Origin of the sequence: Jiella endophytica (genome assembly GCF_004519335.1) — a bacterium.
Classification (GTDB): Bacteria; Pseudomonadota; Alphaproteobacteria; order Rhizobiales; family Rhizobiaceae; genus Jiella; species Jiella endophytica.
In genome coordinates, this window is sequence record NZ_SOZD01000001.1 from 378,556 (window position 1) to 403,239 (window position 24,684).

The 24,684-nt window shown below is 66.8% G+C and carries 20 protein-coding genes; 16 read left to right on the forward strand and 4 right to left on the reverse strand.

Annotated features, from left to right (window positions below):
* Positions 1-66: 66 nt before the first annotated feature.
* The 3 genes from E3C22_RS01830 (at position 67) to glyA (ending at position 5,447) form a co-directional block, all read left to right on the forward strand.
* Complete coding sequence (locus E3C22_RS01830) at positions 67-1,152, forward strand: tartrate dehydrogenase (RefSeq protein ID WP_134759664.1); 1,086 nt, start codon at positions 67-69, stop codon at positions 1,150-1,152.
* 228 nt (positions 1,153-1,380) lie between these two features.
* Entirely contained in the window at positions 1,381-4,134 is a 2,754-nt protein-coding gene (locus E3C22_RS01835; RefSeq protein WP_245514709.1) for a phosphoenolpyruvate carboxylase, read from the forward strand.
* A 14-nt stretch (positions 4,135-4,148) separates the two neighbouring features.
* On the forward strand, positions 4,149-5,447 hold the full coding sequence (gene glyA, locus E3C22_RS01840; protein ID WP_134759666.1) for a serine hydroxymethyltransferase: 1,299 nt from the start codon (positions 4,149-4,151) through the stop codon (positions 5,445-5,447).
* A gap of 265 nt (positions 5,448-5,712) precedes the next feature.
* Here the strand turns inward: glyA and folD are convergent, their stop codons facing one another.
* Together folD and E3C22_RS01850 are read right to left on the reverse strand one after the other, a co-directional pair.
* A complete protein-coding gene (folD, locus tag E3C22_RS01845; protein WP_134759668.1) occupies positions 5,713-6,606 on the reverse strand; it encodes a bifunctional methylenetetrahydrofolate dehydrogenase/methenyltetrahydrofolate cyclohydrolase FolD in 894 nt (297 codons plus the stop codon).
* Positions 6,606-8,282: a formate--tetrahydrofolate ligase gene (locus E3C22_RS01850; protein WP_134759670.1), complete on the reverse strand. Its 1,677-nt coding sequence runs from the start codon at positions 8,280-8,282 to the stop codon at positions 6,606-6,608. Before E3C22_RS01850 ends, folD begins: the two co-directional genes overlap by 1 nt.
* Before the next feature lie 299 nt (positions 8,283-8,581).
* Here E3C22_RS01850 and E3C22_RS01855 point away from each other — a divergent pair, with 299 nt between their 5' ends.
* From E3C22_RS01855 to E3C22_RS01885, 7 genes are all read left to right on the forward strand, one after another.
* Positions 8,582-9,211: a LuxR C-terminal-related transcriptional regulator gene (locus tag E3C22_RS01855; RefSeq protein WP_134759672.1), complete on the forward strand. Its 630-nt coding sequence runs from the start codon at positions 8,582-8,584 to the stop codon at positions 9,209-9,211.
* Positions 9,212-9,575: 364 nt separating this feature from the next.
* Positions 9,576-10,520, forward strand: coding sequence for an HpcH/HpaI aldolase/citrate lyase family protein (locus E3C22_RS01860; RefSeq protein ID WP_134759674.1), 945 nt, complete (start codon positions 9,576-9,578; stop codon positions 10,518-10,520).
* A gap of 74 nt (positions 10,521-10,594) precedes the next feature.
* Entirely contained in the window at positions 10,595-11,776 is a 1,182-nt protein-coding gene (locus tag E3C22_RS01865) for a malate--CoA ligase subunit beta (protein WP_134759677.1), read from the forward strand.
* Positions 11,777-11,792: 16 nt separating this feature from the next.
* On the forward strand, positions 11,793-12,692 hold the full coding sequence (gene sucD, locus E3C22_RS01870; RefSeq protein ID WP_134759679.1) for a succinate--CoA ligase subunit alpha: 900 nt from the start codon (positions 11,793-11,795) through the stop codon (positions 12,690-12,692).
* A 6-nt stretch (positions 12,693-12,698) separates the two neighbouring features.
* A complete protein-coding gene (locus E3C22_RS01875) occupies positions 12,699-13,667 on the forward strand; it encodes a 2-hydroxyacid dehydrogenase (protein ID WP_134759681.1) in 969 nt (322 codons plus the stop codon).
* A complete protein-coding gene (locus E3C22_RS01880; RefSeq protein WP_206026884.1) occupies positions 13,657-14,934 on the forward strand; it encodes a glycerate kinase type-2 family protein in 1,278 nt (425 codons plus the stop codon). Before E3C22_RS01875 ends, E3C22_RS01880 begins: the two co-directional genes overlap by 11 nt.
* A gap of 453 nt (positions 14,935-15,387) precedes the next feature.
* Positions 15,388-16,611, forward strand: coding sequence for a pyridoxal-phosphate-dependent aminotransferase family protein (locus tag E3C22_RS01885; protein ID WP_134759683.1), 1,224 nt, complete (start codon positions 15,388-15,390; stop codon positions 16,609-16,611).
* A 151-nt stretch (positions 16,612-16,762) separates the two neighbouring features.
* Here the strand turns inward: E3C22_RS01885 and E3C22_RS01890 are convergent, their stop codons facing one another.
* Both E3C22_RS01890 and E3C22_RS01895 read right to left on the reverse strand, forming a co-directional pair.
* Positions 16,763-18,142 carry an aspartate aminotransferase family protein gene (locus E3C22_RS01890; RefSeq protein WP_134759685.1) on the reverse strand — a complete coding sequence of 460 codons (1,380 nt, stop codon included), beginning with the start codon at positions 18,140-18,142 and terminating at the stop codon, positions 16,763-16,765.
* Positions 18,143-18,331: 189 nt separating this feature from the next.
* Positions 18,332-18,847 (reverse strand): Lrp/AsnC family transcriptional regulator, encoded by a 516-nt coding sequence (locus tag E3C22_RS01895; RefSeq protein WP_134760887.1) that lies wholly within the window; start codon positions 18,845-18,847, stop codon positions 18,332-18,334.
* 36 nt (positions 18,848-18,883) lie between these two features.
* Here E3C22_RS01895 and ehuR point away from each other — a divergent pair, with 36 nt between their 5' ends.
* The 6 genes from ehuR (at position 18,884) to eutA (ending at position 24,678) form a co-directional block, all read left to right on the forward strand.
* Complete coding sequence (gene ehuR, locus E3C22_RS01900; RefSeq protein WP_134759687.1) at positions 18,884-20,266, forward strand: MocR-like ectoine utilization transcription factor EhuR; 1,383 nt, start codon at positions 18,884-18,886, stop codon at positions 20,264-20,266.
* Positions 20,267-20,411: 145 nt separating this feature from the next.
* Entirely contained in the window at positions 20,412-21,188 is a 777-nt protein-coding gene (gene ehuA, locus E3C22_RS01905) for an ectoine/hydroxyectoine ABC transporter ATP-binding protein EhuA (RefSeq protein ID WP_134759689.1), read from the forward strand.
* Between the two features lie 77 nt (positions 21,189-21,265).
* A complete protein-coding gene (gene ehuB, locus E3C22_RS01910) occupies positions 21,266-22,126 on the forward strand; it encodes an ectoine/hydroxyectoine ABC transporter substrate-binding protein EhuB (RefSeq protein ID WP_134759691.1) in 861 nt (286 codons plus the stop codon).
* Positions 22,127-22,557: 431 nt separating this feature from the next.
* Complete coding sequence (ehuC, locus tag E3C22_RS01915; protein WP_134759693.1) at positions 22,558-23,217, forward strand: ectoine/hydroxyectoine ABC transporter permease subunit EhuC; 660 nt, start codon at positions 22,558-22,560, stop codon at positions 23,215-23,217.
* Between the two features lie 10 nt (positions 23,218-23,227).
* The gene (gene ehuD / locus E3C22_RS01920) at positions 23,228-23,905 is read left to right on the forward strand and encodes an ectoine/hydroxyectoine ABC transporter permease subunit EhuD (RefSeq protein WP_134760889.1); all 678 of its coding nucleotides are present in this window, start codon (positions 23,228-23,230) and stop codon (positions 23,903-23,905) included.
* Positions 23,902-24,678: an ectoine utilization protein EutA gene (eutA, locus tag E3C22_RS01925; protein ID WP_134759695.1), complete on the forward strand. Its 777-nt coding sequence runs from the start codon at positions 23,902-23,904 to the stop codon at positions 24,676-24,678. Before ehuD ends, eutA begins: the two co-directional genes overlap by 4 nt.
* Positions 24,679-24,684: the final 6 nt, after the last annotated feature.

The following is a 24,684-nucleotide window of genomic DNA, read 5'->3' on the forward strand; positions in this document are numbered from 1 at the left end:
TCCATGGCGGTGGCAATTCGTCCGGCAGCGCAACTGCCCATACCCTGAGAGGAGGTCAGAAGTTCCATGACAAAATCATCGTATCGTATTGCCGTGATCGCCGGAGACGGCATTGGCAAAGAAGTCGTTCCTGAGGGCGTGAAGGTCCTTCGGGCCGCCGCCCGCCGCTTCGACATCGACCTGCAGTTCGACAGCTTCGACTTCGCCAGCTGCGACTATTACGCGGCGCACGGGCAGATGATGCCCGACGACTGGAAGGCGCAGATCGGCGGCCATGACGCGATCTTCTTCGGTGCCGTCGGCTGGCCGGACACCGTGCCCGATCACATCTCGCTCTGGGGATCGCTCATCCAGTTCCGCCGCGAGTTCGACCAGTATGTGAACCTGCGGCCGGCGCGGCTGATGCCGGGCGTGAAATCGCCGCTCGCCGGACGCCAGCCCGGCGACATCGACTTCTACGTCGTGCGCGAGAACACCGAGGGCGAATATTCCTCGATCGGCGGCACGATGTTTCCGGGCACCGAGCGCGAGTTTGTCGTCCAGGAGACGGTGATGACCCGCACCGGCGTCGACCGCATCCTGCGCTACGCCTTCGAGCTGGCAATGAAGCGGCCGCGGCGCAGGCTGACTTCGGCGACCAAGTCCAACGGCATCTCGATCACCATGCCCTACTGGGATTCGCGCTTCGCCGAGATGACGAAGGCCTATCCGCAGATCGCCACCGACAAGTACCACATCGACATCCTGACCGCCCATTTCGTGCTCAATCCGGACCGCTTCGACGTCGTCGTCGCCTCCAACCTCTTCGGCGACATACTCTCCGACCTCGGTCCCGCCTGCACCGGCACGATCGGCATCGCGCCCTCCGGCAACATCAATCCCGAGAAGACCTTTCCCTCGCTGTTCGAGCCGGTGCACGGCTCGGCGCCGGACATTGCCGGCAAGGGGATCGCCAATCCCATCGGCCAGATCTGGGCGGGCGCGATGATGCTCGATCATTTCGGCCATGCCGATGCCGGCGCCGCCATCCTCGCTGCCATCGAAGCCTCGCTCGCCGATCCCGCCGGGCGCACGGGTGATCTCGGCGGCACCGCGACGACCTCTGAATGCGGAGAGTGTGTCGCCGAGGCGCTCGCTGCGCTGCCGGGATAAAGCCGGCGGCCACCGGAAGGGCGACGTGGGGCTGCGTGAGACGCGGGGCAGGCGGGTAAGGGAAGATCCTCTCGCTTTTGGTTGTCCCGAGCAGTCGGCACCCGTCCGCCCGCCGCCTTGTCCGAAGGAGTAGCAAGGCTCAGCCTTTCGGGCACCAATTTCCATGCGTTCAGCGCTGGCTCGCGAGCGCCTCCCGGCTATCCTCCGAAATCGGGAGGCTGAGAGACCATGTCACATGCAACACTGGCCGCCGCGCCGCCGTTGAACCCTGCGATGCGCGAAGAGCCGCCGCTGCCGCGGCCCGATACTTTCTCCATGGCGAAGGACGTTCTCGACCTGTTGCGGTCGATGCTGATCGACGTCGGTTCGAACCTCTTGCCGGAGATCGACGATCTTCTCGCCGGCAGGATCTCCGTTGGCGAAGTGCCCGAGGCGCGCCGCTTCCTCGCTCTGCAAAGCTTCGGCGTCTGGCATCAGCTGATCGCCATCGCCATGGAATATGAAGGCGCCCAGTATCGCCGGCGCGAGGAACGCGCCGGGCGGGCTATGATCGGCACCTTCGCCGACGTCCTCGAACGCGCCCGGGAAAACGGCGTCGACCGGGAGGCCATCGGCGCCGCGCTCTCGCGGCTGAAGGTCCAGCCGACCATGACCGCCCACCCGACCGAGACCAAGCGGGTGACGGTGCTGGAGATCCACCGGCGGATCTATCGTCGGCTCACCGAACTTCTGACCCGCGACTGGACGCCCCATGAGGTCGCGACGCTGAAGGCGGCCCTCAGGGCCGAGGTCGAGGTGCTGTGGCTGACCGGCGAGCTGCGGCTCGAAAAGCCGTCGGTCGCACAGGAGGTCGACTGGGGGATTCACTTCTTCGACGAGGTGCTGTTCGAGGCGCTGCCCTCGGTCGTCGACAGTCTCGACCATGCGCTGTCGCAGGCCTGCGACCTCAAGGCTCCCGAGACCTGCCTGCACTTCGCCTCCTGGATCGGCGGCGATCGCGACGGCAACCCGTTTGTCACCGCGGACGTCACCCGCCAGGCTCTGGCGCGCTATCGCGAGACGGCGATCGGCTCCTATCGCGCCATTCTCGGCAGGCTCGCTGCCGACCTGTCGATCGGCGTCAGCGTCGTGTCGTTCTCCCCTGAATTCCGCAGCGCCCTCGACGGCCTTCTGGCGCAATGCGGTTCGGAACGGGTCGGGATCGAGAAGCGCAATGCCGGCGAGCATTTCCGCCAGTATGCCGCAGCGCTCGCCTGCCGCCTCGAGGCGACGGCCGAGGCCGACCGCGGCGCGGCGCCCGTCGCGACGCCTTTCGCCCGCCCGGCCGAGTTTCTGCGGCTCGTCCAGACCCTTCGCGAGGCGCTTCGCGAGACCGGCGCGCCGGCGGCCGCAGAGCGCAAGGTGCTGCCGCTGGAGCGCCGTCTGCGCCTCTTCGGCTTCCACACCGTCGCCCTCGACATCCGCCAGAATGCGACGGTGGTGAATCGCAGCCTCGCCGAAATCCTCTCGGCCGTCGACGGCAGGGCGATTGCCGGGCCGGAGGATCCCGCCTGGCCGGAGCGGCTCGCAAGCGCGCTCCGCGACGAGGCGCCGGACCTCTCTGGCCTCGAACTTTCCGACGAAACCCGCGATCTCGTTGCGCTGTTCGAGCTTCTGGCCGAGGCACGGCGGCGGGATCCGGCGGCCATCGGCGCCTTCATCCTGTCGATGACCACCTCGGCGGAGGATCTGATCGCGGTCTATGTCCTGTCGCAATGGTGTTCGGGCGGCGCCTCCGGCATCGTCGCGCCCTTGCCGATCGTTCCGCTCTTCGAGACGATCGAGGACCTGCGCGCCTCCCATGAGATCCTCGACACGATCTTTTCCAATCGCGCCGTGCGCCGGCTGTTGCGCGAGGCCGGCGACCGCCAGGAGGTGATGCTCGGCTATTCCGACAGCAACAAGGACGGCGGCTTCTTCACCTCCAACTGGGAACTGGCGAAGGCGCAGGTGGCGCTGAAGCGGGTCGGCCACCGGCACCGGGTGGAAGTCTCCTTCTTCCACGGCCGCGGCGGCTCGGTCAGTCGCGGCGGCGCGCCTGCCGGCCGGGCGATCGCGGCGCAGCCGATCGGCACCGTCGACGGCCGTCTGCGGGTCACCGAGCAGGGCGAGATCGTCTCGGCGAAATTCGCCAATCGCGGCACCGCGCTGACGATGCTGGAGCGGCTCGTCGGCGCCGTGCTCGACCATACGCTGCAGCCGCCGGATACCGCCCGGCCCGATGAGATCGGCGAATACAAGGAAGCCTTCGAGGCACTCTCCGGCCTCAGCCAGGTGAAGTATCTCGATCTCGTCCGCATGCCGGGCTTCATCGACTATTTCAACGAGGCGAGCCCGGTCGAGGAGTTGGGGCTCCTCAAGATCGGCTCGCGGCCCGCCCGCCGCTTCGGCTCGGCGCCGCAGAATCTCGGCGACCTTCGGGCGATCCCCTGGGTCTTCGCCTGGAGCCAGAACCGCCACATGCTGACCGGCTGGTACGGCATCGGCACGGCGCTCAGCTCGTTTACCGGCGTTCGCGGCGAGCCCGGCCGGGCGCTGCTGCAGAAGATGTACGACACCTCGCCGCTGTTTCGTCTGGTGATCGACGAGGCGGAAAAGCTGCTCTTCCAGGCCGATCTCTCGATCGCCCGGCTCTACGCCGACCTCGTCGGCGATCCGGTGGCCGCGGCGAACGTCTTCAGGGCGATCGAGGCGGAGGCGAAGCTGACCGAGGAAATGATCCTCTTCCTCACCGAGGAGAGGAGCCTTGCCCTGCGCTTTCCGGAATTCCGTGCCCGTGCCGAAGGCATGCGGGCGCAGATGGAGGGCCTGCACCGCCTGCAGGTGGATCTTTTGCGAAAGGTCCGGGCGGGCAGGGGGACCAACGAAGCGCGGCCGGAGGACATCGACGCGCTCTTGATGACCATCCACGTCATTTCCGGCGGTCTCGGATGGACAGGATAACGGAGGAGACAAAAATGGACGCAAGAGTGCCGGCGCTGACGCGCTTTTTCACCGATCGGATTGAGGACCGGGACCCGGAGGTCTGGGGAACGATCGAACGCGAGTTCGGCCGCCAGCGCGACGAGATCGAACTGATCGCCTCCGAAAACATCGCCAGCCGCGCCGTGATGGACGCGCAGGGCTCGGTGATGACCAACAAATATGCCGAGGGCTATCCCGGCCGGCGCTACTATGGCGGCTGCCAGTATGTCGACCAGGCGGAGGAGATCGCCCGCGAGCGGCTGAAGAAGCTGTTCGACTGCGCCTGGGTGAACGTCCAGCCGAATTCCGGCAGCCAGGCCAACCAGGCGGTGTTCCTGACGCTGATGAAGCCCGGCGACACCTTTCTCGGCCTGAATCTGGCCGCCGGCGGGCATCTGACCCACGGCGCCAAGGTCAACATGTCCGGCAAGTGGTTCAACGCCGTTCACTACGGCGTCGACGAGCAGACCGGCCTCATCGACATGGATGCGGTGGAGCGGCTCGCCGAGGAAACCAAGCCGACGCTCATCGTCGCCGGCCATTCGGCCTATTCGCGCTTTCCCGATTTCAAGCGCTTCCGCGAGATCGCCGACAAGGTGGGCGCCAAGCTGATGGTCGACATGGCGCATTTCGCTGGCCTCGTCGCCGGCGGCGCCCATCCGAGCCCGCTGCCCCACGCCCATGTGGTGACCTCGACTACCCACAAGACCCTGCGCGGTCCCCGCGGCGGCATCATCCTGTCGAATGACGAGGACCTCGGCAAGAAGCTCGATTCGGCGGTGTTCCCAGGGCTGCAGGGCGGCCCGCTGATGCATGTGATCGCGGCGAAGGCGGTCGCCTTCGGCGAGGCTCTGACCTCCGACTACCGGGACTACATCGCCGCCGTCGTGGCCAACGCCAAGACCATGGCGTCGACCCTGAAGGACGGCGGCGTCGACATCGTCTCGGGCGGCACCGATTCGCATCTCATGCTCGTCGATCTCAGGCCGAAGAAGCTCACCGGCAAGGCGGCGGAAGCCTCGCTCGGCCGTGCCCACATCACCTGCAACAAGAACGGCATTCCCTTCGATCCGGAAAAGCCGATGGTGACCTCCGGCATCCGTCTCGGCACGCCGGCCGTGACCACACGCGGCCTTGGCGAGGCGGAGATCCGCACGGTGAGCCAGCTGATCCTCGAGGCCCTCGAGGGCCTGTCGAAGAACGGCGAGGAGGGCAACGGCGCCGTCGAGGCGGAGGTGAAGACGAAGGTCGCGGCGCTGCTCGACGGGTTTCCGATCTATCCGCAGGCTTGACCTGAACCGCCGTCGGGCATGATCGAAAGGGCGTCCCCGAGATGAGGGCGCCCTTTTCCGTTTGGAATGCTGCTGTTCTCCCAACTCAACCTGGAAGGTGGTTGCGCCGCTCCAGACCCCCCGCCCTTCGAGGCTCGCTGCGCTCGCGCCTCAGGATGAGGGGACAGGACGGACGTCGGCGCTTGTCCAAGTCCAATCGAAGCGGGCCGGGAACGCTTTCGACGTTCCCGGCCCGCTTCCGGTCATCGCTTGGGAGGCGATCTGGTCAGGCCGTGAGGCCCTCGGGTTCGGCGAGGCCGTGCATCCGGCAGCAGGCGGTCACCGTATTGGCGAGGAGGCAGGCGATGGTCATCGGGCCGACGCCGCCCGGCACCGGCGTGATCGCGCCGGCGATCGTCGAAACGTCCGCAAAGTCGACGTCGCCGACGAGGCGGGTACCCCCGTCCTCCTTCTCGATCCGGTTGATGCCGACGTCGATCACCGTCGCGCCCGGCTTGATCCATTCGGCGGTCACCATGTTGGGGCGGCCGACGGCGGCGACGACGATGTCGGCGCGCGAGACGACGCCCGGCAGGTCCTTCGTCCGCGAATGGGCGATGGTGACGGTGCAGCTGTCCTTGACAAGCAGCTGCGCCATCGGCTTGCCGACGATGTTCGAGCGGCCGATCACCACCGCCTCCTTGCCGGCCAGGGAGCCATGCTCTTCGCGCAGCATCATCAGGCAGCCGAGCGGCGTGCAGGGCACCATTGCCTTCTGGCCGGTGCCGAGCAGCCCGACATTGGAGATGTGGAAGCCGTCGACGTCCTTGGCCGGATTGATCGCCGCGAGCACCTTGTCGGCGTCGATATGGTCCGGCACCGGCAATTGCACGAGGATGCCGTGGATCGTCTCGTCGCGGTTGAGCCTGTCGATCAGCGCCAGGAGGTCGGCTTCGGAGGTGGCGGCGTCGAGCTTGTGCTCGACGGACTTCATCCCCGCTTCCTTCGTCGCCTTGCCCTTCGAGCGGACATAGACCTCGCTCGCTGGGTTCTCGCCGACCAGCACCACCGCGAGCCCCGGCCGGACGCCGTGTTCCTCGACGAGCCGCGTCACATGCGCCTTGACGCGCTCGCGGACATTCGCGGCAAAAGCCTTGCCGTCGATGATCTTCGCCGCCATCAGAACAGTCCCTCGATGTTGCCGTCCTCGTTGAGTGTGATCGACTGGGCCGCGGGCACGCGCGGCAGCCCGGGCATCGTCATGATTTCTCCGCAGATCGCCACCACGAAGCCGGCGCCGGCGGAGAGCCGCACCTCGCGCACGGGCAGCGAATGCCCGCTCGGCGCGCCCCGGACATTCGGGTCGGTGGTGAAGGAATACTGCGTCTTCGCCATGCAGACCGGCAGCTTGCCGTGGCCGGCCTTTTCCCACTCCGCGAGCTGGTTGCGGACGCTCTGGTCGGCGGTGACGTTGCCGGCCCGGTAGATCCGCTTGGCGATCGTCTCGATCTTGTCGAACAGCGGCATGTCGTCCGGATAGAGCGGCGAGAAGTCCGCCTCGCCGCGATCCGCCAGTTCGGCGACCAGGGTCGCCAGTTCCTCGATGCCGGCGCTGCCCTTCGCCCAGTGCTTGCACAGCACCGCCTCCACGCCGAGGCTGGCGACGCCCTCCTTGAGGGCCCGGATCTCGGCGTCGGTGTCGGTGACGAAATGGTTGATCGCGACGATCACCGGGACGCCGAAGCCCTGAACGTTCTCGATGTGCCGGGCGAGATTGGCGCAGCCCTTGGTGACCGCCTCGACGCTCTCGGCGCCGAGGTCGGCCTTGGCAACGCCGCCGTTCATCTTCAGCGCCCGGCAGGTCGCGACGATCACCGCCGCCGCCGGCTTCAGCCCGGCCTTGCGGCATTTGATGTCGAAGAACTTTTCGGCCCCGAGGTCGGCGCCGAAGCCTGCCTCGGTGACGACGTAGTCGGCGAGCTTCAGCGCCGTGCGGGTGGCGACGACGGAGTTGCAGCCATGGGCGATGTTGGCGAAGGGCCCGCCATGGACGAAGGCGGGGTTGTTCTCAAGCGTCTGGACGAGGTTCGGCTGCATGGCGTCCTTGAGGAGAACCGTCATCGCCCCGTCGGCGCCGATGTCGCGGCAGGTCACCGGCGTCTTGTCGCGGCGATAGGCGACGATCATGTCGCCGAGCCGGCGCTTCAGATCCTTCAGATCCGCTGAGAGGCAGAGGATCGCCATCACCTCGGAGGCGACGGTGATGTCGAAGCCGGTCTCGCGGGGAAAGCCGTTGGCGACGCCGCCGAGCGAGGCCACCACCTGGCGCAGCGCCCGGTCGTTCATGTCGAGGACGCGGCGCCATGTCACCCGTCTGAGGTCGATCTCGAGCTCGTTGCCCCAGTAGACGTGATTGTCGATCATCGCCGACAACAGGTTGTGCGCCGAGGTGATGGCGTGGAAGTCGCCGGTGAAATGGAGGTTCATCTCCTCCATCGGCACCACCTGGGCATAGCCGCCGCCGGCAGCGCCGCCCTTCATGCCGAAATTCGGGCCGAGCGAGGCCTCGCGGATGCAGATCGCCGCCTTCTTGCCGATGCGGTTCAGCCCGTCGCCGAGACCGACGGTCGTCGTCGTCTTGCCTTCGCCGGCCGGCGTCGGGTTGATCGCCGTCACCAGGATGAGCTTGCCGTCGGGCCTTTGCGCCTGCGCGGCGATGAAGTCGGCCGAAACCTTCGCCTTGTCGTGGCCATAGGGCAGGAGCTGCTCGGCGGGGATGCCGAGCTTTGCGCCGATTTCCTGGATCGGCCGCTTCGTCGCCGCACGTGCGATTTCGATGTCGGATGGCTGGCCCATGTTTCCTCCCTGAACTGTCATCGTCCTTGTCGCCGCTCGGCCTTGTCTCTCGGCTAGCCGGCCAGCCGCGCGATCCTCCACCCGAGCGCACGGCCTGCCGGCGCATAGTCCGCGAAGGATGCCTCCGCGCCCACTACCAGACCGCAGAAGAAATCTGCCCGTTCGGGTAGGCCGGCTTGGGCGGACGGAGAGGGCCGGGCGTCGTTCTGCTTCGATCGGAGGCCCGATCGGAGGAAAGACAAGCGCGAACCTTTCGTCTAATAAGCGAAAGGCAGGAGGGCACATTCTGGGAGGGTACGATGGCGGAGGATCGTCCGCGATCGCAGGCGACGCATGTCTTTCTGCTGGAGGCCAATCCGCTCGTGGTTTCGGCGATCACGAGCCTCTTTGCCGAGCAGGAGGATCTGTCGCTGGCGCGGATCAGCGATCGGGGGACCGATCTGATCACCGCGACGGAGGACGGCATCGATCTCGCGGTCATCGCGTGGGACCTCGCCGACATGAAGGCGGTGGACGTGCTGCGGCGTCTCAGAGCCAAGAACAGCTCGATCCGGTCGGTGATATTCTCCAGCAATCGCGAGCCGAGCGCGCTGCGTCAGGCGGTACGGCTCGGGGCCCGCGGCTACTGCTACCAGCAGGACGACATCAACATCTTCTTCACCACCGTACGGGCCGTCGCCGCCGGCCATATCTGCATTCCCTATATCGATCTCGCCTCGGTGAACGACACGCCGCTCGCAGCGCTCAACGCGCGGGAACGCGAGCTGCTCGACATTCTCTCCCGCGGCTGGACGAACCAGCAGATCGCCAACCGCATCGGCATGTCCGAGAATACGGTGAAGTATTACCTGAAGAACATCTATGAGAAGCTGAACGTCCGTAACCGCTCCATGGCCGTCGCGCTGTGGACCCGCGAGGTCCAGAACTGACGCGAGGCGGAGACGGTGGGGGATGACGGTGCTCGTCCGCTGTGCTTTCGCCTGGCAAAGGCGGGTAGGATCCGGGCGCCGGGTCGCACGAACGGGTAGGGGGAAGGTGAGCGCGGGTCGGTGAGTTTCTATCCGCCTGTGTGTGGCTGTCCCCCGCCGCTGCGGCGATAGTCGGAATGCCAGGGAGCAGGGCGTGGCAGGCCGGTCCGGGAGACCAGGGCCCGCTCGGCCGCCGGTCGCAGCCTCATCCGGGACGGAGTGTCCCGAAGGCTGCAGGCTCGAGGCCACATCGGCGTCAGCGAGGCTGGCAACCGGCCCCATGGCAGTGCCGGCAGGTCCCGCAACGGGACGGGGAGGATCAGGAATGAGCCATTCAATCCACAATCTGCGCAAGATGCGCGTCCAGCGCTCGACGCTCGCCGTGCCGGGATCGAACCCGACGATGATCGAGAAGGCCGCCGACAGCGCCGCCGACTGCATCTTCCTCGACATCGAGGACGCCGTCGCGCCGGACGACAAGGAGCGGGCGCGCAGGAACATCATCGAGGCCCTCAACGACATCGACTGGAAGGCCAGGAACAAGACGATGTCGGTGCGCATCAACGGCCTCGACACCCACTACATGTATCGCGACGTCGTCGACGTCATGGAGCAGGCCGGGCACAAGCTCGACATGCTGATGATCCCGAAGGTCGGGGTCCCGGCGGACGTCTACATGGTCGAGGCGCTGCTCAACCAGATCGAGATGGCCAGGGGCTACAAGAACAGGGTCGGCATCGAGGCGCTGATCGAGACGCCCCTCGGAATGGCCAATGTCGAGGCGATCGCGGCGATGCCCTCGCGGCTCGAGGCGCTGCATTTCGGGGTCGCCGACTACGCCGCCTTCAACAAGGCCCGCACCGTCAATATCGGCGGCCTGCATCCGGATTATCCCGGCGACCAGTGGCACTTTGCACTGTCGCGCATGACGGTCGCCTGTCGTGCCTATGGGCTGCGGCCGATCGACGGCCCCTTCGGCGACTTCTCCGACGAGGCCGGCTACCGTGCGGCCGCCAAGCGGGGCGCCGCCCTCGGCATCGAGGGCAAATGGGCGATCCATCCGAGCCAGATCAAGCTTGCCAATGACGAATTCTCGCCCCTCGACGGCGAGGTCGACAGGGCCCGCCGTATCCTCGCGGCGCTGAAGGAGGCCGCAGCCGCCGGCAAGGGCGCCGCCAGCCTCGACGGCAAGATGATCGACGCGGCGTCTGAGCGCATGGCGAAGAACGTCATCGCGGTCGACGACGCCATCCGCGCCAGCGCGAACTGAACCATAGTGCCGACGGGTGATGCGACCGGAAGGGTGAGACCTTCCCGCATCATCGTCCAAGGGAGGAGGCCTCGATGGACATACACGAATTCCAGGCAAAGGAACTTCTGGCCACCCACGGGGTGAAGCTTCCGCGCGGCGGTATCGCCTACAGCCCCGAACAGGCGCGCTACCGGGCGAGCGAGATCGGCGGCGAGGCCTGGGTGGTCAAGGCGCAGATCCATTCCGGCGCGCGAGGCAAGGCCGGCGGCATCATCCTCTGCCGCAGCGAGGAGGAGGTGGAGAACGCCGCCGAACGGCTCATCGGCCACCGCCTCGTCACCAACCAGACCGGCCCGAAGGGCAACCTCGTCAACCGCCTCTATATCGAGGAGACCATGCCGATCGAGCGCGAGCTCTATCTCGGCATCGTCCTCGACCGGAAGGCCGAGCGCATCAAGATCATGGCCTCGGCGTCAGGCGGCATGGAGGTCGAGGAGATCGCCGAGAAGGAGCCCGACAGCCTGATCCAGATCACCGTCGATCCGGGCGCCGGCATGCAGAAGTTCCAGGCCCGCGAGCTGGCCTTCGGTCTCGGCCTCGACGGCTCGATGACCACCAAGGCCACCGATACGCTGCTCGCCTGCTACCGGGTGTTCCGCGACTTCGACGCTACCATGCTGGAGATCAACCCGCTGGTCGTATCGAAGGGCGAACTCGTCGCCCTCGACTGCAAGATGAGCTTCGACGAGAACGCGCTGTTCCGCCGGCCGGACATTTCCGAGATGCGCGACAAGAGCCAGGAGGATCCGCGCGAGACCTTCGCGTCGGATCGCGGCCTCAGCTATGTTGGCCTCGACGGCGAGATCGGCTGCATCATCAACGGCGCCGGCCTCGCCATGGCGACCCTCGACATGATCAAGCTGTCAGGCGGCGAGCCCGCCAACTTCCTCGACATTGGCGGCGGGGCGAGCCCCGAGCGGGTGGCCAAGAGCTTCCGCGCCGTCCTGCAGGACAGGAACGTCAAGGTGATCCTCGTCAACATCTTCGCCGGCATCAATCGCTGCGACTGGGTGGCCGAGGGCGTCGTCAAGGCGCGCGAGGAGGTCGGTCTCGACCTGCCGCTGATCGTCCGGCTCTCCGGCACCAAGGTGGAGGAGGGCAAGAAGATCCTCGCCGAGAAGGCGCCCGACGTGATCGTCGCCGATACGCTAGCCGAGGCCGCCGAACGGGCGGTGGCCGAATGGAAGAAGCTCGGCCGCAGCGCCGCGGCCTGACGGGAGGACTTGTCACATGGCTATTCTGCTCACCAAGGAGACCAAGGTCCTCGTCCAGGGGATCACCGGCCGCATCGGCAGCTTCCATGCCGAGGAGATGATGGCCTACGGCACCAGGGTCGTCGGCGGCGTTACTCCCGGCAAGGGCGGCACCACCCATCTCGGCGTGCCGGTCTTCTCGACCGTCAAGGGCGCCGTCGCCGAGACCGGCGCCGAGGCCTCCATTGTCTTCGTGCCGCCGCCCTTTGCCGCCGATTCGATCATGGAAGCGGCCGATAGCGGCATCCGGACCTGTGTCTGCATCACCGACGGCATCCCAGCCCAGGACATGATGCGGGTGAAGCGCTACATGCGCCGCTACCGGGCCGAGGACCGCATGCTCCTGATGGGGCCGAACTGCGCCGGCATGATCACCGCCGGTCAGGCGATGATGGGCATCATGCCCGGCCACATCTATTCGCCCGGCCGCATCGGTGTCATCGCCCGCTCCGGTACGCTGAGCTATGAGGCGGCGAGCCAGATGAAGGCCCGCGGCATCGGCATTTCCACCTCCGTCGGCATCGGCGGCGATCCGATCAACGGCTCGTCCTTCCGCGACCTTCTCGAACTGTTCGAGAAGGATCCCGAGACCGACGCCGTGGTGATGATCGGCGAGATCGGCGGTCCGCAGGAGGTCGATGCCGCCAGATGGGCGCAGGAGAACTTCTCCAAGCCGCTGCTCGCCTATATCGCTGGACTTTCGGCCCCGAAGGGCAAGCGCATGGGTCACGCCGGCGCCATCGTCTCCGGCGAGGGGGAATCCGCGCAGGAGAAGGTGGACATAATCCGCGCCTGCGGCCATCACATCATCCCGCACCCTTCCGCCTTCGGCGAGACCGTCGCGGACCTTCTGACGAAGCTGAAGAGGGCGGCGTAAGCAGCGATGGCGAAACGGAAAGTTCTTATCACCCGCCGCTGGCCGGAAAGCGTCGAGGCGCGGCTGTCGGCGAGCTACGACACGACCCTCAACGAGGACGACAGGCCGATGTCGGCCGATGCGCTCGGGCGGGCCTTCTTCGAATATGATGCGATCTGTCCGACGGTGAGCGACCAACTCCCCGCCGGCATCTTCCCGAGCGAGACGCCCCGGGCGAAAATCCTCGGCAATTACGGCGTCGGCTTCAGCCATATCGACACCGAGGCTGCCCGGGCCGCCGGCATTGTGGTCACCAACACGCCGGACGTGCTCTCGGAATGCACGGCTGACCTTGCGATCACGCTGATGCTGATGGCGGCGCGGCGCGCCTCTGAGGGCGAGCGCGAGGTGCGGGCCGGCAAGTGGACCGGCTGGCGGCCGACCCACATGGTTGGCACCAAGGTCTCCGGTGCCGTTTTCGGCGTCCTCGGCTTCGGCCGCATCGGACGCACCGCGGCGAAGCGCGCCCATCACGGCTTCGGCATGAAGGTGATCTATTACGACGCCTTCCCGGTGAAGCCGGAACTGGCAGCGGAGACGCAAGCCGAAGCCCGCGACTCGATCGAAGCGGTGCTGCGCGAGGCCGACGTCGTTTCCCTGCACATGCCCGGCGGCAAGGAAAACTATCACCTGATCGATGCCGCAAGACTGGCGATGATGAAGCCGACCGCTATCCTGGTGAACACGGCGCGCGGCGAAGTCGTCGACGCCGCGGCGCTGGCCGATGCGCTGAACCGAGGCACGATCGCCGGGGCGGGACTCGACGTCTATGAGGGCGAGCCCGTGATCCCGGAGCCGCTCTATGCAACCAACGCCGTCCTGCTGCCGCATCTCGGCAGCGCGACGCAGGCGACCCGGGAAGCGATGGGAATGATGGTGGCCGACAATCTCGACGCGTTCTTTGCCGGAAAGGAGCCGCCCAATCGTGTCGCCTGACGAGTTGAGGCCGGCGCTGCGCGACGCCTTCGCGGTCGCCGTCGCGGCGGCCGATCCGGCCGAGGCCGTTCGCGCGGCATTGGCTGAGCATCGGGGCAAGACGAATGCGGCCTCGCGCATCTTCGTCGCGGCGCTCGGCAAGGCGGCCTCCGCCATGGCCGAGGTGGCGATATCCGAACTCGGGCGGCCGATCTCAGGGGGCGTCGTCGTCACCACCGATGCCGGCGCGAGGCCCGTTGCTGGCTGCCGGACGATCATCGGCGGCCACCCCTTGCCGAATGCCGGAAGCGTCGAAGGCGGGGAGGCGCTCTTGGCCCTTGCGAGCGAGGCCGGGGAGGGCGACCTCCTGCTAGCGCTGATTTCCGGCGGCGGTTCGGCGCTGGGCGTTGCGCCCCGCGAGGGCCTCAGCCTCGACGACAAGACGGCCGTCACCGATTTCTTGCTTCGCTCGGGCGCCGACATCACCGAGATGAATGCCGTCCGCCGGGCGCTGTCGCGCCTCAAAGGCGGCGGCCTTGCGGATGCCGCAGCACCCGCGTCGGTGCTGTCGTTGATCGTCTCCGACGTTCCGGGCGACGATCCGGCGACGATCGCCTCCGGCCCGACCGCCCGGGCGGAAAAGGGGACGGTCGCGCGGCCCGAGGCGCGCGATGTGCTGGAGCGCCACCGTCTGACAGACAAGGTGCCGTCCGCCATCATGGCGGCGATCGAGGGCGCGGACGCCCGGCCGCCGCTCGGCGACGTCGTCAACCAGGTGGTCGCCAGCAATGCACGGTCAGTCGAGGCCGTCGCAAACCATCTTGCCGGCGCGGGATTTCGCGTCGTGACCCGGCCGGGCTGGCTCGACGGCGATGTCGGCGAGGCCGCCGAAGAGCTGTTCGCCCTCTGTCACGAGCAGGCTGACGGAAAGGGCCCTGTCGCGGTGATCTCCGGCGGAGAGACGACCGTGAAGGTCGTCGGCGACGGGCTCGGCGGGCGCAATCAGGAATTTGCTCTGCGCTTCGCGCTGGCGGAGGCCGACCGGCCGCTCGGGCGCTCCTGGGCGTTTCTCTCGGGCGGTACGGATGGGCGCGACGGACCGACGGACGCCGCCGGCGGCATCGTCGACGGCGGAACGCTCAATCGCATGAGGGCCGCGGGCGCCGATCCGACCGATCACCTCGCCCGCAACGACGCCTATCGCGCGCTCGCCGCTGCCGGCGACCTCCTGTTGACCGGCGCCACCGGCACCAATGTCGCGGATGTGCAGATCGCGCTGATGCTCTGAGTGTCGGCGTGTCCGCCGCGCTACGGCAAGGCGCTTGAGCCAATGCGCCGAACGAGGTTCGATCTCCCCCCTTGATGTGGAGATGTCCACCCTTCGACAGGCTCGGGAGGACAGAGGGGGGGGTGAAACGCGCCGGCCCTCAAAGAAAAATCCGCCCGAAACCCGCGCTCCTCGGCGATCGTCCCCGATGCCACGGGCTCGTGCGGCCGCCGAGCCGCGTCGGATCCGTGGCGCGCGGGCAGGGGACCTCACTCGGTCTCCGCCCGTTTCTATCCGTTGCGGTCGTCGCGGATACCCGATGGGGCAGCAGGAAACACCCGCGTGAGAGTGGCCAGACGGCCCGTCGCGCCCTCTTCTTGGAGCACGGACGCAGAGGGCTCGTTCGCCGGGCGGCGCGCGGGCGTCGCGCAAGGCACGTGACATGCGACCCGGACAAAGAGGAGGAGACCGCCCATGAACGCGCCCGTTTTTCCGCGGCTGGAAATTCCGCATACCCTTGCCGCAGGCCCCGGTCCCGGCAACACCGCCGATCGCGTGCTCGCCGCCTATACGAGCCCCGGCGTCGCCGACCACATGCAGCCGGATGTCCTGCGCGGCATGATCGAGTGCAAGAAGATGCTGCGCGAGATCTGGGGCACCCAGAACGTCCACACCTTCGGCATTGCGGGCACCGGCTGGAGCGGCCTCGATTCGATGTTCTCGGTCGTCCATCCGGGCGACAAGATCGTGATGTTCGTCAACGGCACCTTCTCGGGCATCGACGAGCTCTCGGTGCGGATGAAGGCGGCGACCGAAGAGGAGCTGCGGGCCAATCCGCTCGATCCGCAGGCAAGCTCGGTCGTGACCATCCGCGTGCCGCACGGCCAGTCGGTGACCGGTGAGATCGTCGAGGCGGCGCTCGCCGAGCACCAGCCGAAATGGGCGGCCATGGCCCACTGGGAAACTGGCTCAGGCCGCATCAACGAGATCAAGGGTTTCTCCGATGCCTGTGAAAAACACGGCGTCATGGGCCTCGTCGATGCCGTCTCCTCGCTCGGCGTCGCCGATCTGAGGATCGACGACTATCCGGGTGTCGTCGGCTGGGCTTCCTGCCCGCAGAAGGGCGTCATGGCGCTGCCGCTGACCTATGCCCCGGTGAGCTTCTCGGAGCGCTACATCGCCGAGCTCAGGACGATCGGCGCCCGCAGCTTCGTCCATCATCCGATCATGGAGGCCCGCCACTGGGGCATCATCGACGGCGAGGACGTCGAGAAGGGCACCTATCACCGCACCCACTCGCCCTATGCCGTCGCTTCCTTCCACGAGGCGCTGCGGATGGTGCTGGAGCAGGGGCTGCTGCAGCGCGCCGAGCGCTACCGCACCGCGGAGAAGGCGCTGCGCGCGGCGCTCGAATCCATGGGCTGCACGGTCACCTCGAACATGACGAGCCTCATCGTTCTCGACCTGCCGGGCGAATTGAAGGGTCGGGAGAAGGAGTTCGTCAACGCCTGCCGGGCCGAGAACTTCTGCATCTGGCCGACGCTGTCGGAGCCGACGCAGGTGCGCGTCGGCATCCTCAACCTCCTCGCCGAGGAAGAGCTTTCCGCCATCGTCAAGCGCTTCGGCGCGGCGCTGAACCGCTTCGATGTCGCCGCCGATGCCAATGCCGCCGTCAGGGAGCTGAAGCGGCACCTCTAGTCGACGGTACCGCATCTCGGAACCGGTCTACGAGTGATCTGCCGGTAGCGGCATCCGAACCGACCGGCCCCCTGGGGGCGCTCATGAGCGTCTTCGGGATCAGCCGCGCCGGGCGGCCGGGAGAGGCGCCCGGCCGCAGCGGTCTTCTTCTTCACCCGTTGCCCAGCACCGCCTCGACGGCTTCGGCCGTCTTGCCGACGATCAGATCGGCGTCTTCCTTCGTCAGGCAGAAGGGCGGTGCAAAGCCGAGGATGTCGCCTTCCGGCATCGCCCGGCCGATCACGCCGCGCTCGAACAGAGCGGCGGCGATCTTCGCTCCGATCTTCTGCGACGGATCGAAGAAGCGGTGGTCGTCCTTGTCCTCGACGAATTCGACGGCCGCAAGCAGGCCTTCGCCGCGCACCTCGCCGACCTGCGCCTTATCGCCAAGCGCGTTCTTCAGGCCGTTCAGGAAATACGGCCCGACTTCGCGGATATTGTTGATCAGCTTCAGATCGTCGATCAGCTGGAGGTTGGCGACGCCCGCCGCCGCGCAGATCGGATGGGCCGAATAGGTCCAGCCGTGGCCGAAGGCGCCAAGATCGTCGGCACCCTGGACGAGCCCGTCCCACATGCGCTTCGAGACGATCGAGCCCGAGAGCGGCGCATAGGCCGAGGTGACGCCCTTGGCGATGGTGATGAGGTCAGGCTTCATGCCGTAATGGTCTGATCCGAACATCGAGCCGAGACGGCCGAAACCTGTCACCACCTCGTCGGCGACGAGCATGACGTCGTATTTATCGAGCACCGCCTGGATCTTCGGCCAGTAGCCGGCCGGCGGCGGCACGATGCCGCCGGTGCCGAGCACCGGCTCGCCGATGAAGGCCGCGACGGTCTCCGGCCCTTCCTCGAGGATCAGCTTTTCCAGTTCGTCGGCGCAGTGCTGGGAAAACTCCTCCTCGCTCATCGAGCGGTCTTCTCGGCGGAAATAATAGGGCGAGAGCGTGTGGAGGATCGGCGCGCGGGGCAGGTCGAAGGCGTCGTGAAAGAGCTTCAGCCCGGTCAGCGAGCCGGTCATCACGCCGGAGCCGTGATAGCCGCGCCAGCGCGAGATGATCTTCTTCTTCTCCGGCCGGCCGAGGGCGTTGTTGTAGAACCAGATCAGCTTGATGTTGGTCTCGTTGGCGTCAGAACCCGACAGGCCGAAATAGACCCGGCTCATGTGATCCGGTGCCCGGTCGACGATCATCTTCGACAGCTGGATCGAGGCGTCGGTGCCGTGGCCGACATAGGCGTGATAATAGGCGAGTTCATGCGCCTGTTTGGAGATCGCATCGGCGATCTCGCTGCGCCCGTAGCCGACATTGACGCAATAAAGGCCGGCAAAGGCGTCGACATGGGTGCGGCCCGCAGCGTCGGTGATGCGTACGCCCTCGGCGCCGGTGATGACGCGGGTCGGGCTCTCGCCGCGCGCGTGGGTGCCCATATGGGTCGAGGGATGGAAGAAGTGGTCGCGGTCGAAGGCTTCGCGTTCGTTCGAGGCGTCGAGCATCGTGCTGTCCCTGGTGTCGAGAGAATTTGATCGCCGGACCGTCGAAGGCCGGCCGCATGGTCGCCAACCTAACGGGTGTATGCCGGAGGATCGGGCCGAACTCGGTCAAACAGGAAGAGAGATCGACTGTTTTCGGCAACGCTTCGGGAGAGATTCTCTCCGGATCGACCGATGCGACGGGGCAGCCGCTCAGACCTCGTCGTTGGCGGGCGGCGAGGGGCCATCCTTCACCGTCCGGGTGACGATATAGGTGAAATAGCGGGCGATGCCGATCTCGCGCTCCAGCCAGCCGTCGATCAGCTGCTGATAGGCCTCGACGTCGCGGGCGGCGATCTTCAGGATGTAATCGACGCCACCACCGACCGACCAGCAGGCGACGACCTCCTTCGCCTCGCGCACCACTTTCTCGAAGCGATCGAAATCCGCCTGGCGATGCTGGCCGAGGGTGATCTCGACGAGGATCGCCGTCTGCGGCGCCACCAGCCGCCATTCGATCCGTGCGTGATAGCCGGCGACGATGCCGCTTTCCTCCAGCCGTTTCAGCCGGTTCCAGCAGGGCGTCGGGGAGAGCCCGACCTTCTCCGCCAGCTTCAGCTTGGTGATGCGGCCTTCGCGCTCGATCGCGGCGAGCAGCTTCAGGTCGATCGGATCGAGCTTGATCGGCGGTTTGGTCAAAACATTCCCCTCGGCGGCATTGATCGCCATATTGCCGAATGACATGATTTGCGGAAGTGTGTTTTCATGACAATGGCTTTCCTCGATCTCGCTACCTTGCACCGCCCGGTCTATCAGTCGCTCGCCGACCAGATCGCCCGGGCGATCGCCGACGGCCGGCTGGCCAATGGCGTGAAGCTGCCGCCGCATCGCATCCTCGCCCACGACCTCGACATTTCCGTCCAGACCGTCAGCCGCGCCTATGAGGAACTGATCCGTCGGGGGCTGGTGTCCGGCGAGACCGGTCGCGGCAGCTTCGTGCGCCGGCAGGAGCCGTCGAGCGACGTGCCCTATCTGCAGGAGCGGCCTGGCGAGATCGTCGACCTGTCGATCCTGAAACCGGTCTGCGAGGCGATGCATCTCGACCGGATGAAGACCGTCCTCGCCGAACTCGCGACCGACCTTCCCGCCAGCGCTGCATTGTCCTTCCGGCCGAACGTCATCTTTCCCGGGCACCGGATCGTCGCATCGGAATGGCTGCGGCATTGCGGACTGAAGACCTCCCCCGACAACGTCATCCTGACCAATGGCGCGACGGCCGGCATGACGGTGGCGATGATGAGCGCCGCCTCGACCGGCACGGTGATCGCCACCGAGGCCGTCGGCCACCACACGCTGGTGCCGCTGGCGAGCTATCTCGGGCTGAAGATCGCCGGCGTCGAGATCGACGGCGAGGGCATGGTGCCGGAGGCGCTGGCGGCGCTCTGCCGGCAGGAGGACGTGCGGGCGATCTTCCTGCAGCCGTCGCCGATCAACCCTTCGGCGACGATGATGGGCCTCGAGCGGCGCGAGGCATTGATCGCGGTCGCCCGCGAGAACGCGCTGGCGATCATCGAGAACGACCCGCTCGGGCCGCTGATCGAGGACCGGCCGCCGCCGCTGGCGGCGCTGGCGCCGGAGCGCACGCTCTATGTCACCAGCTTCACCAAGACCGTGCTGCCGGGCCTGCGCACCGGCTATCTCGTCGCGCCGGACCGGCTGATGCCGGCGGTCGCCAACCGCCATCTCGTCAGCCACTGGATCGCGACGCCGCTGCTTGCCGAGATCGCCTCGCGATGGGTGCGCGACGGCACGGCGATGGAGCTTCTGCGCTGGCAGCGGGCGGCGCTGAAAGTGCGCCAGGCGATCGTCCGCGACATGCTCGCCGGCGTCGAATACGGCGCCCATCCGGAGGGGTTGCATGTCTGGGTGCCGCTGAAGAGCCGGGCCGAGGAGGAGGTGTTCGTCTCACAGGCGCGGCTGCGCGGCGTCGCCCTCGCGCCAGGGCGCAGCTTCCAGATCGGCCGCGACGAGCATCCGGCGGTCCGCATCGCCCTCGGCGCGGCCAGCGAGACGGAACTGCGCTCCGGCCTCAGGATCGTCGCCAGCCTGCATCAGGCGGCGCCGGAGCCGCTGCTGCTCGCGATCTAGGCAGACTGCCTTTCACCGAGGAGGCGAACTGCGCGATCGAACGGCAATCCCGACAATATTGTCATGATTTAATTTTCTCAATTGACATGATTTTCTTCTGGGCCACATCCTTGTCTCTCGAAACCCCCGAGAGCCGAGGGCGTTTGTGGTCGAACCCATCATCAAACTCGAATCCGTCACCAAGCGCTTCGGCTCGCTCACCGTGCTGGACGAGCTGTCCTTCGAGGTGAAGCCCGGCGAGAAGCTGGCGCTGATCGGACCGTCGGGATCGGGCAAGACCACCATCCTGCGCATGCTGATGACGCTGGAACATCCCTCCAAGGGACACATCACCGTCGACGGCGACTATCTCTTCCACGTCAAGCGCGGCGATGGCCTCGCCCCGGCGAGCGAGAAGCACCTGCACGAGATGCGCCGCAAGATCGGCATGGTGTTCCAGCACTTCAACCTGTTTCCCCACAAGTCGGTGCTGCAGAACGTCACCCTCGCGCCGATCCTCACCCAGAACGTCGGAAAGGGCGACGCCGAGAAGCGCGCCATGGAGCTTCTCGACATGGTCGGGCTGAGCGACAAGGCGGGCGCCATGCCCTCGCAGCTGTCGGGCGGCCAGAAGCAGCGCGTGGCGATCGCCCGGGCGCTGGCCCTGCGGCCGAAGATCATGCTGTTCGACGAGGTGACCTCGGCGCTCGATCCCGAACTCGTCGAAGAGGTGCTGAACGTCATGCGGCGGCTCGCCGAAGAGACCGACATGACGATGCTTCTCGTCACCCACGAGATGAACTTCGCCCGCGATTTCGCCGACCGGGTGCTGTTCTTCGATTCCGGCCACATCATCGAGGACGGGCCGCCCTCCGACATCTTCACCAACCCCACCCACGAGCGCACCAAGTCCTTCCTGCGCAAGGTGCTGAACGCCCACTAGCCGGGCCGGAAAGCGCCCGCCGGCGCTGTGCCCCCGGACCGCCTCCACCTGATTTTCACCCACCGAACGGAGTTGCCATGAACACCCTCCTTGCCCTTTCCCGCCGTGCCGTCCTCGGCGCCGCCATCGCCGGCCTCGCCGTCGCGAGCGCCGCCCCGGCCATCGCCCAGGATGCGCTTGAAGAGCTGAAGGCGAAAGGCTCGGTGCGCGTCGCCATCGGCAACGAGCCGCCCTATACGGAGCTGAAGTCCGACGGTTCGGTCTCCGGCGCCGCGCCGGACGTCGCCCGCGCGGTGTTCAAGAAGCTCGGCATCGACAAGCTCGAGCCGGTCGTCTCCGAATATGGCGCGATGATCCCCGGCCTGCAGGCCGGCCGCTTCGACGCGGTGACGGCGGGCCTCTTCATGAAGCCCCAGCGCTGCAACGCCGTCGCCTATTCCGAGCCGGTGCTCTGCGACGCAGAGGCGTTTCTGGTGAAGAAGGGCAATCCGAAGAAGCTGACGACGTTCAAGTCGATCGCCGAGAGCGACGACGCCACCATCGGCGCGCCCGGCGGCGGCACCGAGGAGCGGTTGTCGCTGGAAGCCGGCGTGCCGCGCAACCGCGTCATCGTCGTTCCCGACACCCAGAGCGGCCTGACCATGCTGCAGCAGGGTCGCATCGACGTCTATTCGCTTCCGGTTCTGTCGATCAATGCGCTCGCCGAAAAGGCCGGCGGCGACGTCGAGGTGGTGGCGCCGGTCGAGGACTCGCCGATCGCCTGCGACGGTGCGGCCTTCCGCAAGGACCAGACGGCCCTGCGCGACGCCTTCGACAAGGGTCTTGCCGAACTCAAGGAATCCGGCGAGTTCGCCAAGCTCATCGAGCCCTACGGCTTTTCGGCCAAGGCGGCGATGAAGACCTCGCGCGAAAAGCTCTGCGCGGCCGCGGCCGAATAATCCGGCAAGGCGACCGCGGTGCTCGTCACGGCGGCGCCGGCCTCGGCATTGCCGGCTACGAGGTGCCGGTTTCCGCCCCCTCGCGCCGCGCTCGACCAGCGCCTCATCCTGAGGTGCGAGCGCAGCGAGCCTCGAAGGGCGGGGGGCGCCGGCAAGCGTCAAAGGACGAGGCAGCCTTCGCCAAAGCATGGCCGCGGGACTTGAAGCTTCGTCATCCTCGGGACAAGCCCGAGGATGACGCCGCGGATGGGAAGAGACGCTGCGGCGGAGTGAGTATCGCCTTTGCCGCTGCGGGGTGGCCTCGGCGCTGAAGGTGCCCCTCATCCTGAGGTGCGAGCGCAGCGAGCCTCGAAGGGCGAGGGGTGCCAGGCACTGACTCCATCGGGCTCCAGGGAAACCCGCCAACACCAACCGCGAGGAACGCGACCTTCATGGAGATGTGGCTCGGCTATATGCGGCTGATCCTCGACGGTGCCTGGATCACCATCCAGCTCACCGTCTTTGGCTGCGCCTTTGCGCTCGCCGTCGCGATCGTCGCCGGTCTCGGCCGGATCTCGCGTTTCGCCACGCTGCGCTGGCTCTCGGTCGGCTATATCGAGTTCTTCCGGGGCACCTCGATCTTCGTCCAGCTGTTCTGGATCTACTACGTCCTGCCGTTGATGGGTTTCACCCTGACGCCGATGCAGGCGGGCGTCCTCGCCCTCGGCCTCAATGTCGGTGCCTATGGGGCCGAGGTGGTGCGCAGCGCCATCCAGGCCGTCGACATCGGCCAGAAGGAGGCCGCCGTCGCGGTCAATCTCACCCGCTACCAGACGATGCGCCACGTCATCCTGCCCCAGGCGATCGTCATCATGCTGCCGACCTTCGGCAACAACGCCATCGAACTCTTGAAGGGCACCGCGATCGTCTCGCTGATCTCGCTCTCCGACATGACCTTCCAGGCGCAGGTGGTGCGTGCCCAGACCGGCAACACCGCGGTGCCGTTCATCACCATCCTGATCCTCTATTTCGCCATCGCCTCGGTGATCACCTTCGGCGTCAGGTTGCTGGAGAGGCGGCTGACCCGCGGCCTCGACGGCGTCAGGGCATAAGGGGGCGATGATGGATTGGGACTGGCAATTCGTCTGGGAGATCCTGCCGACCCTCCTCGAGGGCGCCAAGATCACCGTCATCGCGACGCTGCTCGGCTATCTGCTCGCCGTCGCCCTCGGCCTCGTCTTTGCGATCCTGCGGCGCTCACACAACCGCTTGCTGTCGCGGCCGACGGCGGGCGTCGTCGAATTCGTCCGCGGCACGCCGCTGCTCGTGCAGCTCTATTTCCTGTTCTACATCCTGCCGGAGGTCGGCATCACCCTGGCGCCGCTGGTCGCCGGTGTCATCGGCCTCGGCCTCCACTATGCGACCTACACCTCCGAGGTCTATCGAGCCGGCATCGACAACGTGCCCCGCGGCCAGTGGGAGGCGGCCAAGGCCTGCAATCTCACCACCCGCCAGACCTGGCGCCACGTCGTTCTGCCCCAGGCGATCATGCCGGTGATCCCGGCGCTGGCGAACTATCTGATCGCGATGTTCAAGGAGACGCCGCTGCTGTCGGCGATCACCGTCCTCGAACTGATGAACCAGGCACGCTCGATCGCCAACTACAACTATCGCTATGTCGAGCCGATCACCCTCGTCGGCGTGTTCTTCCTGGTCATCAGCCTGATCGCCGTGATGGGGGTGAAATATCTCGAACGCCGCTTCGGCAGCCATGGCAAGCGCGGCAGGGCGGCGACATGACGGCGATCCGCGGAATCTCCCCCGACGCCGTCGAATGCGACGCCCGGCCGGTCGCGAGGCGGATCGGACTGATCCTGCTCGAAACCGACCATACGACGGAGACGGATTTCGCCCGCCTCGTCGCGTCGGACGATGTCGGCGTCTATGCGACGCGGGTGGAATACGCCAATCCAACGACGCCGGAAAACCTTCTCGCCATGCGCCCGCGGCTCGCCGCCGCGGCGGCGATGATCCTGCCGGGATCCGATCTCGACGCGGTCTGCTTTGCCTGTTCCTCCGCCTCGGCGGTGATCGGCGACGACGCCGTGACCGAGGCGATCTGCGCCGGCAAGCCGGGCGTTCCGGTGGTCACGCCGGCGCTCGCCGCGGCAAGGGCTCTCGACGCCCTCGGCTCCCGCCGCATCGCGGTGCTGACGCCCTATCTCGCCGAGACGACGCGGCCGGTCCTCGCATACATGGAGGAAAAAGGCTTTGCGCTGTCGGGCGTCACCTGCCTCGGCTTCGACGACGACCGCGAGATGGCCCGCATCTCGAAGGCGGCGCTCGTCGAACAGGCCGTCGCGGCGACGAGCGACGATGCCGAGGCGCTGTTCATTTCCTGCACGGCGCTGCGGGCAGCGTCCGTGGTCGCCGAGATCGAGGCGCGGATCGGCCGGCCGGTGGTCACCTCGAACCAGGCGACGGCCTGGGAGTGTCTCGGCCTCTGCGGTGTTGCGGCGGCCGGGCCGGATCTCGGCCGGCTGTTTTCTCTGCCGATGCCGAGAGCGGCGTGAGGTTGC